This is a genomic window from Capnocytophaga gingivalis ATCC 33624 (genome assembly GCF_000174755.1).
GTDB classification, from domain to species: domain Bacteria; phylum Bacteroidota; class Bacteroidia; order Flavobacteriales; family Flavobacteriaceae; genus Capnocytophaga; species Capnocytophaga gingivalis.
On the sequence record NZ_ACLQ01000024.1, the window covers coordinates 49100 to 61200 of the forward strand.

Here is a 12101-nt window from a genome sequence, read left to right on the forward strand (position 1 = left end):
TAGGGGTTAGATTTTGAAAATCAGTAACTTATATAAATTTCAAAACTTGAGTTAAAAACTTGAAATAAATATGACATAAACCAAAATAATTTCTTACATTTGCAGCGAGAAACAGAGGGGGTGGTTTCCTTTGGTGAAATTTTTCCTCTTGATATAGAAGCAATTGTATAAAAAAATTATAGAATGAGAGATTTAACAAAAATGACTAACATTGAGGACTTACGCGTGGTGTGTAAGCGCAATGTACCTAAAATGTTTTATGAGTATGTGGATACAGGGTCTTGGACACAATCCACCTACCGTGAGAATGTATCAGACTTCAATCCTATCAAGTTCAAACAGAGGATTTTGGTAGATATGGACAACCGTACCCTTGAGACTACACTCTTAGGACAAAAGGTGAAGTTCCCTGCTATGACCGCTCCTGTGGGCTTTATGGGAATGATGTGGGCTGATGGGGAAATCCATATGGCCAAAGCGGCTCAGAAGTTTGGGATTCCTTTCACCCTTTCTACTATGTCCATCTGTTCTATTGAGGACTTGGTAGAGGCTGGTGTGGAACCTTTCTGGTTTCAGCTCTATGTGATGCGTGACCGTGAGTTCATGAAGGATCTCATCCGTCGTGCCAAAGAAGCTAAGTGTTCTGCCCTTATGGTTACAGTGGATTTGCAAGTACTTGGAAACCGTCACCGTGATATCAAGAATGGTCTTTCTACCCCTCCGAAATTTACCATTCCTAATATACTCAATCTTTCTACTAAAATTCCTTGGGGATTGCGCTATGTATTTGGTAACCGTCGCTGGACATTCCGCAACATCGCCGGCCATGCCAAGAATGTATCCGACCTTTCTTCTCTCTCTTCTTGGACTAAAGAACAGTTTGACCCAAGCCTTAGCTGGAAGGATATAGCTGAGATTAAGGAACTCTGGGGAGGGCCTATTATCCTCAAGGGGATTATGACCCCAGAAGATGCACAAGAAGCTGTCAAATACGGTGCCGATGCTATCATCGTTTCTAACCATGGTGGCCGTCAGATGGACGATACTATTTCTTCTATCAAAGCCTTACCAGATATTGTAAGCGCTGTAGGTAGCCAGACAGAGGTATGGATAGACTCTGGTTTCTATACAGGACAGAATATGCTTAAGGCATGGGCTTTGGGTGCTAAAGGAATCATGCTCGGCCGTGCTCCAGTATACGGATTGGGTGCTTATGGAGAAGAGGGGGTAACTCGTGCCCTACAAATCCTCTATGATGAAATGGATACCACTATGGCTTTCTCTGGTCATCGCAATATCCAAGATGTAGATAAGAGCATCCTTGTAGAAGGTACCTACCCACTACCTACCAGAAAATAATTATCATAATGTATAAAAGGATAGCCCCAAACCGAGCGGTTTGGGGCTATTTATTTCTTAATGGTTTTTTATTTGCTCTTTCCCAAGAGGCGTCTTGCTGCGTCAGAAGCAGCAATAAGTCCACCGGCCGACATGATAATGTCTTTCAGTACCAAGCGTCCTGCTCCTGATAGGTAAGGGAAGCCATGGTTAGGGGTAGGCATATCACCACCTAAGTTAGGTACATATACCTCTGGGGTTGTGATAAGGAAGGAAAGGGTAACGATGGACATACCAAAAGTAAGCAATCCGCCGATAAGCCCGATTTTAGGTGACCATATACCTAAAAGAGTAAGCAAACCAATTAGGCAAATTACGGTACCTAAGCCATAGGAGAAGATATAGGTGTTGTTCTGCTTGTGCCATTCTATATTGGCAGCCACCATTTTCCCCTCTGGGTTCTTGTGCAATTTGTATTCTGCTACTTCTTTGCCTTTGTTAGCCTCTCCTGTAACACCGTTCTCATCGATAGCGGTTTTACCTGAGTTAGCATAGAAGAAGCTCATAAAAGGGCTATTGGTAACAAAGGGAACAATCCCGTCGGCTTCGTACTGACATACTTTTAAGCCTCCAATCCACGCCATTACGATAAAGATCGCAATGCGAATAAAGTTGATAAACTGTGACTGTAATCCAGCCAATTTTTCTAATAATGTTTGCATGACTATATTATTTTCAGGGTGCAAAAATACAATGTATTTTCCATATAAGAATGGACTTTTTTACCACAAGCATAGATTATTTTGCCACGATCGAAATTCCTACATTTTCTCGAAATTGCTTAGGGGAAACCCCGACCTCCTTCTTGAAGTAGCGGCTGAAGTAGAAAGCATCCTCAAAGCAGAGTTCAAAGGCGATTTCCTTGACCGACTTATGGGTGAGGTGTAGCAGTTTTTTGGCCTCCAGAACCAAGCGCTCCCTTAGCAGTGCCGATGGGGTCTTCCCATAATACTGCTTGATACGCTTGGAGAAAGCACTCACCGAAAGGTGATACACCGCTGCATAGAAGCTGATATCCTTTTCCTTGAGGAAATTGGCTTCCAGAAGCTCTTGGAAATTGGCCACGGGGTTTTGCAGTGGGTTCTCTTCTTTTAAGTGGCTCAAAAAATGCTGTTTCTCTCGGCTTCCAATGGCCAAGATTAGTTGCAAATAGCTCTTAAGTACTGCAATTTGGTAAGGATTGGAGTCTGAAGCAATGGCTTGCATCTTTTTCAAGAGACTCTCCAATTCTCCAAAAACCGCCTGAGAGACCTCAAAGTGGGGTTGTTGGTATATGTTGTTGAATAATAAACCGTTACAAGCCACCTCTTTTTTGTGGTACTCTATACAATAGAAATCTCCATGGAAGGCAATAAAGTCCATTTTTGCTGCCCTCTCCTTCCATTGGAAATACTGGTAAGGGGAGAGAAACAGTAGGGAATAGCCTTGGGAATGGTATTCGTTGAAGTCGACACTAAAGTGGCTATCTCCCTGTAAGAGAAAGATATAGTATAGGGTAGTATGTTCTCCTTGAGCAAAATCCCCAGGGGCAGCACTGTTGATATGAATATTCTGGTAAGTCATAAAATAATCGGCTATCAGGGTACAAAATTAAGAAAAAATGAGTATATTTGTCGCAAAGTAGAAGATGTTTTTATGAAATATGTTTTATATGGGATATTAGTACTGACTATAATGCAGCATAGTACGGCACAATATCGTAAGATACAGCTTACAGATGCCAAGCGGGTGGAACACCTCAAGTTAGAAAGTCGATCGGCACGTTGTAAATATAACGAAGGGTTTATCTATAACAAGGATTATATGATTTACCAGGCTTGCGATGCAGCAGTTACTTTCCGTCCCGATAGGGAGACCTTCCAAATAAAATATAGGGGTTATGGTTTCGCAGTGGATAAAAAAGGGGTCTATTATCAGGGGCAATTCGTAAAAGTAGATACCACAGGACTTAGGGTATTGGCAAGTCGAGAGGTTAAGGAGATAAAGGGGTATGTAAATGGTATTGCTGCCTATTATTGGCGTACCAATGGGGGCGTATTCTTTGGAACAAAACGGCTTTCTGTTCCTGATCCTCAGACCTTTGAAGCGCTTACGTATTGTTATTTTAGGGACAAGAATCACGTATATTATTATGATCAAATCATAAAAGGAGTAGACCCTAATCTCGTCAATGAAAAACTCAGTAGAGACGAACTCCTCAATGAGGGTAAAAATGTCTATTATAAGGGAAAACGCCTCTATTATAAGGGAGAGGTGGTAGAGCAAATGACCTCTAAGATCTTCAAAACTTCTAAATATGTATTGGGTTATGATGGTAAGGAAGATAAGCAAACCCATTCCATATTGGTAGAATTGCATTCGGAACCGTTCGATATCCCAACCCTTAGAACACTCTCAGACTCTTATCTGATAGACAAGAATCATCTGTATTATATTCCTTCTTTTTATTCTGTACCAGATAGAGGATTCAGAATGCCTGTTTCCAAGGAAGAGTTCTCCTCAATAAGAGCGTTTACCGAATTTGTTGTGGTGGGTTCTACCGTTTATCATGAGAGAGAGCCTAAAGAAAGATATGATGCAGCTACTTTTAGGGTCATTCCAGGGCATTATTACTATCAGTATGATAAGAATGGAATCTATAATTGGCGTAAAAAACTACCTTTTCGCTATACAAAGCGTCCTGAGTATGGGAAAAATCTTTTCTATATAGATGAAAAAAATCTCTTTATTTATGAAGATCAGGCTTACTATCGTGACAGTGGTGATAGTATATACATAAAGGATCTCTCCTCCCAACAGATAGAAATACTCAAACAAGGAAAGACCTCGCTTAAGGATTTGTTACCTCCTCATAAGGAACCTCCTCAAAAAAAGGAAAAGTATGACTATAATCTTTATAAAGTGGACGGGCATATTTATATAGGAGAGGAGCTACAAAAAGACATAGATGCAGCTACCTTTCAGTACATAACGGGTTATTTCTATAAGGATAAAAATCACGTATATTACTATGACAGATGGAGAGGGAAAGAAGCACATTTCTTGATTGTAGAGGGGTATGATATAGCCACCCTCAGGGGAGATCCTAATGGGTTTATGATGGATAAGGATTATTACTATTATGGCACTACAAGGCTTTTTAAAAATAAAAATGTAGAGCTTTTGGCGGTCTATACAGGCTACCGTCAATGGTGCAGTCGTGATAATACCCCCACTACAGACTATTGTCTCTTTAAGAATGCTGAGGGATATTGGCTTTTCGAGTTCGGTAACGAAAATATAATTTGCTTCTTGGGTAAAAAACTAAAAATGAGAAAATTGGTAAATTAACAAATGATCAACTCAAAACTCAAAACTCAAAACTTAAAACTCAAAACTATCATGAACCGTCTTTTACTTTGTACTTTGTTAGTGGTCGCTTGCAAGCAAAAACCTGCGGAACAAAAAGATTCCTCAGAGGGTTTGACAACTCATATAGTGTCCATAACTGACCCGGATGATTATCAGGTCTATTTCTCTGACCAATATGGTAATAGCTATAGTGAAAAATATATAGTTTATGAAGATTATGTACTCTATCAGGGGAAGAAAGCTACCCTGCGCCTTAGCCCTGATATGGCTACTTTCAAGGGGAAAGGAGACGGGTTTGCTATGGACAAAAATGGCATCTATTACCGTGGCTATTTCTTCCCAATGGATACCACAGGCTTTAAAATAGTTGGGGTAAAGGATATTCCTCTAAGTGAGGAAAATACTCCTATTTGGAAAACCAATAAGAAAGTATTCTTTGGCACGCAACCTATGGAGGTAGCCCATCCCAAATCCTTTGAAATGGCGTATGATTATTATACTCCATGCTATTATTTCAAGGACAAGGAGTTTCTGTATTTCTGTGAGAAAAAGATAGAAGGTTCTGATAGCCAATATATAAGATTATCTGGTATTACCTATGCAGTAGCAGATAAAAACCATACTTATTATAAGGATAAAATTCTCACTTATAAGGGAGAGCCTGTAGAACTCTTGACAGAGGATTTTTTCAAAACCTCTCGGCATGTACTTGCTTTAATATTGGACGTTGGGGGAGATGATGCTCCTTATTGGAAGGAAGTATCCTATATGGATGTTGCCACCCTTAAGGGACTTTCTATTGATAGCCTTTCAGGCGCTTCTTCAGGTTATCTTATGGATAAAAACCATGTGTTCTTTAGGGAAAAAGTACTCCCTATCAAAAAAAGAGATTTTGACAAGATTCAAACTTTTGGAGCCTATTCTTATATCTCCGATGGTAAGACTATTTATCACAGGAGTGACCCTACGCCCTACGATGCTCATACTTTTGGGATAGTGCCAGAGTACGCTGGAGACCTTGTTTATGACAAAAATGGTATTTACAAAAATGGAGAAAAACTCCCTTTCAAATATACCACTCCGCCTGTATGGGGCAAAAATGCTTTCTTAGAAGGCGAGAAGGTTATCTACCAGCAACAAATCTATGATATCAGTGACCAATGGCAATTGATGACCGATGAACCAACAACTAACGACAAGTGACTAATGACTACTTACTTGTCATTATCTAAAACCCTATAACTCAAAACTCAAAATTCAAAACTCAAAACTCAAAACTCAAAACTCTTATGAATCGTCTCTTACTTTGTACTTTGTTACTCGTTGCTTGCAAGCAAAAACCTGTAGAGCAACTCCCTACTACTACCAATGAGAAGGCAGTGGTACAAGATACTATAGCTGTATCTGATATTCATCGCACGGATTCCCTATGGCATTCCTTTTGGGAATACAAGCGTCCCTATGTGGAGGGCTATATCATCAATAGGGATTATGTCATCTACCAAGAAAAAAATACCCGCAAGATCATAAAACCTGATATGGCGAGCTTTGCAATCCTCAATGTATCGGGATCGGCAGCTGACATAATCCTGATTTTTGCCAAAGACAAAAATGGGATCTATTACCAAGGGGATTTTATAAAGATAGATACCACAGGCTTTAGAGTAGTGGGCGTTATAAGCCATCATGACAAGCCGTCTGACTATTGGGAAGAACCTATTTGGCGAACTTATAAGCAGGCTTTTAGGGGAACAAAACCGATTGCTATCTCCGATCCTGCGACCTTTGAGTCGGTTTCCACTTGTTATTTCAAGGACAAAAACTATCTATACTATTATGACCGAAAGGTGGAGGGAGCTGATGTGGCTACCCTTCAGAAGGAACGGGCAGATGAGGAATTTGTCTCCGACAAGGACAATACCTATTACCGAGGGAAGCCCTTTATCTACAAAGGAGAGCGGGTACAGCAGGTATCGAATAATATATACAAAACCACTACCCATGTATTGCGCTATAATGGAGGAGATGATGATAAGGAAAAGGAGAAGGCGAAGGATTATTTTGTGGAACTCCCTGATTATTTTGATATTCCTACCTTACGAAGGCTGAATGATTACTATTTGATAGATAAAAACCACCTCTATTATGATGAAAATAGCTATCCATTAGAAAATAAAGATCTTAGAGTGCCCATACCCAAGGAGAATTTGAGTAAAATAAAGTTGTTTGAGGTTTTGGTCACCGATGGAAACAAGCTTTACAATAGAAAAGAGCCACTCTCTGACTATGATGCGGCTACTTTTGGGGTTGTTCCAGGGCATTATTACTATCAGTATGACAAGAATGGGATATATAATTGGCGTGAAAAGCTGCCTTTCCACTATACAAACCGCCCTGAGTATGGGAAAAACTTTTTCTATATGGATAATCAGAGCCTATTTGTCTATGAGGATCAGGCTTATTATAAAACTTACAACGATAGCCTCTATGTACCTCACCTCACCCCTCGGCAGTTGGCGTTGCTCAAAGAAGGAAACACACCCCTAAGGGAATTATTCCCTTCTCAAGACGATAAGCAAAAGAATAAAGAAATAGACACCACAGGCTTTGAGGAGCTTTCCTATTTCTTTTGGAGGCATAACGGACAGATTTATCATTTGATTTATAAGGAGTGGTATGATAGTGACCAACATGATTGGAAGAGCGAACGTAGATATGTAGTAGTAAAGGGTTATGACAATGCTTCTCTAAGGGTAGTACCCAATGGTTTCTTAGCCGATAAAGATTATTGGTATGATGGTACTACAAGGCTGTTCCCAAGCAAGGACGTGGAGCTTTTGGCTATCTATGAGGGCTATGAGAAAGGCTGGGGTATGGATCCCGCCCCTAGTCCTAATTTCTATCTCTTTAAGAATGCCCAGGGGTATTGGTTGGCCGAATTAAGCGGAGAGGGGGCAATGTGTCCATTGACCAATGAGCAAGCCAATAAATTATTAAACCAACAATAGCAACTCAAAATTCAAAATTCAAAACTCAAAACTCAAAACTCAAAACTATCATGAACCGTCTCTTACTTCTTACGTTATTACTCGTTGCTTGCAAGCAAAAACCTGTAGAGCAACTCCCTACTACTACTACTACCAATGAGAAGGCTGTGGAACAAGATACCATACTTGTATCCGATATCCATCGTACAGATTCCCATTCCCTATGGATTTGGGAATATAAGCACCCCTATGTGGAGGGCTATATCATCAATCAGGATTATGTCATCTACCAAGAAGAAAATACCCGCAAGATCATAAAACCTGATATGGCGAGCTTTGCAATCCTTGGATCGGGATTAGCCAAAGACAAAAATGGGATCTATTACCAAGGGGATTTTATAAAGATTGATACCACAGGCTTTAGAGTAGTGGACGTTATAAGGGATAAGCAGTCTGACTATAGGGAAGAACTCATTTGGCGAACTTATAAGCAGGCTTTTAGGGGAACAAAACCGATCAATATCTCCGATCCTGCGACCTTTGAGTCGGTTTCCACTTGTTATTTCAAGGACAAAAACTACCTATACTATTATGACCGAAAGGTAGAGGGGGCTGATGTGGCTACTCTTCAGAAGGATTTGGCAAATGGGGAATTTGTCTCCGACAAGAACAACACCTATTACCAAGGAAAACCCTTTATCTACAAAGGGGAGCGGGTACAGCAGGTATCGAATCTTATATACAAAACCACTACCCATGTATTGCGTTACAATGGAGGATATGATGATGAGGAAAAGGCGGAGGATTATTTTGTAGAACTCCCTGATTATTTTGATATTCCTACCTTACGAAGGCTGAATGATCGCTATTTGATAGATAAAAACCACCTCTATTATGATGAAAGTAGCTATCCGTTAGAGGACAAAGACCTTAGAGTGCCTATTCCCAAGGAGAATTTGAGTAAAATAAAGTTGTTTAAAGTTTTTGTAACTGATAGGGACAAGCTCTACAGAGGGAAAGAGCCACTCTCTGGCTATGATGCGGCTACTTTTGGGGTTGTTCCAGGGCATTATTACTATCAGTATGACAAGAATGGGGTGTATAATTGGGACTATAAACTACCTTTTCGCTATACAAACCGCCCTGAGTATGGGAAAAACTTTTTCTATATGGGTAATCAGAGCTTATTTATCTATGAGGATCAGGCTTATTATAAGACTTTTTACGATAGCCTCTATGTACCTCACCTCACCCCTCGGCAGTTGGCGTTGCTCAAAGAAGGAAACACACGCCTAAGAGAATTATTCCCTTCCCAAGACGATAAGCAAAAGAATAAAGAAATAGATACCACTGGTTTTGAGCAGCTTTCCTATTCTTCTTCGAGGCATAATCCTTTTTGGAGGCATAACGGACAGATTTATCATTTGATCGAGGGGTGGTATGATAATGACCAACATAAATGGAGGAGGAGCGAACGCCGATATGTAGTAGTAAAAGGCTATGACAATGCCTCGCTAAAAGCAGTTCCCGAAGGTTTCTTAGCCGATAAAAATTATTGGTATGATGGCACTACAAGGCTGTTCCAAAACAAGGACGTAGAACTTCTGGCTATCATTGTGGGCCGTCGAGGAGGTTGTCGTGTGGATTCCGCTCCAGGTACTAATCTCTATCTCTTTAAGAATGCTGAGGGCTATTGGCTGGCCGAATTAGGTCGCGAAGGGGTAATGAGTCCATTAACCAATGAGCAAGTCAGTAAATTATTAAACCGACAATAGCAACTCAAAACTCAAAACTCAAAACTCAAAACTATGATAAAGGTAGTCTATATTATCCTCTTTTGTATAGGGATATATCCAACAGTGGCTCAAGAGGATACGGATACAGCTTATATAAAACCTGCTCAGATACAAGAAGGGCTCAAAGCAGAGGTACAGCTTATCTATAACCAAAGGTATCTTATCAATGATAATTATGTAATCTATCAAGAAGGAAAGTCAAGAGAAATAATCCATCCAGATATGAAGACTTTTCAATTAGATGATTGGAACAATTTTATGAGGGATAAAAATATTATTGCCAAGGACAAAAATGGTGTCTATTTTGAAGGAAAGTTTTTTCCCTCTGATTCTGGGTGTCATTTGATTGCCATTATGGATAAGCCTATTGCTCAGGGGGAGTACTTCCCCTCAGGCAAAGATTGTATTTGGAGAACCCATCATAAAGTATATTTCAATGCAGAAGAAATCCCAGAGGCAGACCCTCATACTTTCAAAAGTATGAAATATTTTAATGATTTGTATCATAAGGATAAGAATTATCTATACTATCGTGGCAAAAGACTAGAAGGAGCCGATGTTCAGAGTATTCGTCCCTCATATTCTCTTTCAGAGGTTGTCGCTGATAAGAATAATACTTATTACAAGGGGAAAGTCTTCACCTACAAAGGGGAGAGCCTAACACAGCTCACAAGTAATATCTTTAAAACACCTCACTATGCGCTTATATTCAAAAATAATAGGGATACTCATAAGGATGAATTTGTAGAGCTTCCTGCCTATGTGGATGTACATTCTCTTAAGGGATTATCCGAAACTTATGCGATGGATAAGAAAAATGTCTATTATGCTCAAACTTATAAGGCAGATACCTTACTTGTTCCTATCAAAAACAAAAGGAAGATACGGGTTTTTAATAAATATATCACTGATGGAGTGGATATTTTCAGAGGGCGAAATCAAAAAATAAATCTTGATGCCAAGACATTTGGAATATTAGGTGACGATTATCTATATGATAAAAAAGGGGTCTACAAAAGTCATGATGTGTCAGAGAAAATTCCTTTTGATTATAAAGCGCCTGTTAGGTTAGGAAAGAATCTATCTTATCTCAATGGAAATATTTTTTATAATAATCAAGTGTATGATAATTGGGAGGACAAAGTGTATACCCTCACTCAAGAGCAGATAGAAGAAGTCAAAAGAAGAAATATTTATCCACATCAGTTATGGGAGAAAACCTCAAAAAAATCCTATCCCCAGAGTGCAGACGAAGCTACTTTCAAATATCTATATACAGGACAATATAATTCATTAGGAACAGATAAAAATAGAGTGTATTTTTCTGCCCAACAAAAAATAACTTTTATAGAGGGATATGATATAGCTTCTTTGAAGGCTGCTTTTGATAGATTCTTCCTAAAGGATAAGGATTATGTATATTATCTTTCTATACGGCTTATAAAGAGTGACAAAGCAGAACTTTTAGCTTCTTACCAAGGGCATCGTCATTATTGTAGTCATCCTTCTATGCCTGCCTCTGATTTCTATCTCTTCAAAAACGCTGAAGGTTATTGGTTGGTCAAGATAGGAGGCGGGGTCTTTGTTGAGTTCTTAGGAACTGAATATAACTTGCCAATAATTAATTAAAACTCAAAACTCAAAACTCAAAACTCAAAATTCAAAACTCAAAACTTTTATTAAGATAGTATCAATAATCTCTCTATTGCTTTGTTTCTCCCTGCAAGCACAGCAGAAGCGCTGGCAATTGGATAGTATTCAGCAAATCCAGTTCTATTCTGACAAAAAAGAATATGTATATAAGACCTTTCATCAGTCCTATGATCCCAAGACAAGAACGGTTACTATGATAGACGAGACAAAAGGAGAATGGGGGGATAGGACTAAATATATCTGTGAGTATAGCCCACTGGATAGCCTGCTAAGTCAGACGGTTTATACGTACGACGAAGACATTAAGAAATGGGAGAAGCAGGAAATGATTCATTATGTATATAGAGGAGCAGAAATCCAAGAGAAAATGTATCATAAAAATGAAATAGGAGACTGGAAAATCCTTAGAACTTCTTATATTGAGAATATAGATGGGAAGCTATATCTCAAAAAGGAAGAGAATGGAGAGAAAACGCAAAAAGGTTGGGAAGTTATTACCTATGACCCTCCTAAACTGTGGCATTATTTCTCTATGCAGGAGCTAAATCCCAAGAAAAAGGTAGCTCCTCAAGAGAAGTATAATAAGAAAGGTGAAGTCATAGAAAAGCTGTATATAGAAATGGATAACTACAAAGATAAGCAAAAATTTTCTTATGATAACTCAGGGAATATCAGTGAAATAGAACTGTATGAGCTAAGGGATCCCAAAGTAGGATTTACAAAGGAAGAAAAAAGAGTGTATACCTATGCCCCCGATATTCTCTATGAGGAAGTTTTAGACAAATGGAAGCAAAACTATGAAAACCGGAAGCCTAAGAAAGCCATTCTCTCTGAAAAAGTGTACCGAACCCAAAATTCTGGAGACTACAAATTTATCTACGAACATCGTTATTTCTACTCACCCATTAAGCAATGA

At 39.2% G+C, this 12101-nt stretch carries 9 protein-coding genes; 7 read left to right on the forward strand and 2 right to left on the reverse strand.

What is annotated here, in order from left to right; genetic code table 11:
- Positions 1-183: 183 nt before the first annotated feature.
- The gene (locus CAPGI0001_RS09920; RefSeq protein ID WP_002669402.1) at positions 184-1359 is read left to right on the forward strand and encodes an alpha-hydroxy acid oxidase; all 1176 of its coding nucleotides are present in this window, start codon (positions 184-186) and stop codon (positions 1357-1359) included.
- 68 nt (positions 1360-1427) lie between these two features.
- Here the strand turns inward: CAPGI0001_RS09920 and CAPGI0001_RS09925 are convergent, their stop codons facing one another.
- On the reverse strand, positions 1428-2060 hold the full coding sequence (locus tag CAPGI0001_RS09925) for a DUF417 family protein (protein WP_002669485.1): 633 nt from the start codon (positions 2058-2060) through the stop codon (positions 1428-1430).
- A 76-nt stretch (positions 2061-2136) separates the two neighbouring features.
- Positions 2137-2961 (reverse strand): helix-turn-helix domain-containing protein, encoded by an 825-nt coding sequence (locus CAPGI0001_RS09930; protein WP_002669455.1) that lies wholly within the window; start codon positions 2959-2961, stop codon positions 2137-2139.
- A 72-nt stretch (positions 2962-3033) separates the two neighbouring features.
- Between CAPGI0001_RS09930 and CAPGI0001_RS09935 the strand changes: the two genes are divergently transcribed.
- The 6 genes from CAPGI0001_RS09935 to CAPGI0001_RS09960 all read left to right on the forward strand — a co-directional run bounded on the left by CAPGI0001_RS09935 (position 3034) and on the right by CAPGI0001_RS09960 (position 12101).
- Positions 3034-4728 carry a DKNYY domain-containing protein gene (locus tag CAPGI0001_RS09935; protein ID WP_040360213.1) on the forward strand — a complete coding sequence of 565 codons (1695 nt, stop codon included), beginning with the start codon at positions 3034-3036 and terminating at the stop codon, positions 4726-4728.
- Positions 4729-4779: 51 nt separating this feature from the next.
- A complete protein-coding gene (locus CAPGI0001_RS09940; protein ID WP_040360240.1) occupies positions 4780-5952 on the forward strand; it encodes a DKNYY domain-containing protein in 1173 nt (390 codons plus the stop codon).
- A gap of 86 nt (positions 5953-6038) precedes the next feature.
- Positions 6039-7757, forward strand: coding sequence for a DKNYY domain-containing protein (locus CAPGI0001_RS09945; RefSeq protein WP_002669452.1), 1719 nt, complete (start codon positions 6039-6041; stop codon positions 7755-7757).
- A gap of 50 nt (positions 7758-7807) precedes the next feature.
- Positions 7808-9511 (forward strand): DKNYY domain-containing protein, encoded by a 1704-nt coding sequence (locus CAPGI0001_RS09950; protein ID WP_002669418.1) that lies wholly within the window; start codon positions 7808-7810, stop codon positions 9509-9511.
- Positions 9512-9544: 33 nt separating this feature from the next.
- Complete coding sequence (locus CAPGI0001_RS09955; protein ID WP_002669549.1) at positions 9545-11161, forward strand: DKNYY domain-containing protein; 1617 nt, start codon at positions 9545-9547, stop codon at positions 11159-11161.
- Positions 11162-11237: 76 nt separating this feature from the next.
- Positions 11238-12101 (forward strand): hypothetical protein, encoded by an 864-nt coding sequence (locus CAPGI0001_RS09960; protein WP_002669525.1) that lies wholly within the window; start codon positions 11238-11240, stop codon positions 12099-12101.

Coding starts and splice junctions, on each gene's coding strand:
- CAPGI0001_RS09920 (WP_002669402.1), top strand. CDS start 184: ATGAGAGATTTAACAAAAATGACTAACATTGAGGACTTACGCGTGGTG.
- CAPGI0001_RS09955 (WP_002669549.1), top strand. CDS start 9,545: ATGATAAAGGTAGTCTATATTATCCTCTTTTGTATAGGGATATATCCA.
- CAPGI0001_RS09945 (WP_002669452.1), top strand. CDS start 6,039: ATGAATCGTCTCTTACTTTGTACTTTGTTACTCGTTGCTTGCAAGCAA.
- CAPGI0001_RS09950 (WP_002669418.1), top strand. CDS start 7,808: ATGAACCGTCTCTTACTTCTTACGTTATTACTCGTTGCTTGCAAGCAA.
- CAPGI0001_RS09940 (WP_040360240.1), top strand. CDS start 4,780: ATGAACCGTCTTTTACTTTGTACTTTGTTAGTGGTCGCTTGCAAGCAA.
- CAPGI0001_RS09935 (WP_040360213.1), top strand. CDS start 3,034: ATGAAATATGTTTTATATGGGATATTAGTACTGACTATAATGCAGCAT.
- CAPGI0001_RS09925 (WP_002669485.1), bottom strand. CDS start 2,060: ATGCAAACATTATTAGAAAAATTGGCTGGATTACAGTCACAGTTTATC.
- CAPGI0001_RS09930 (WP_002669455.1), bottom strand. CDS start 2,961: ATGACTTACCAGAATATTCATATCAACAGTGCTGCCCCTGGGGATTTT.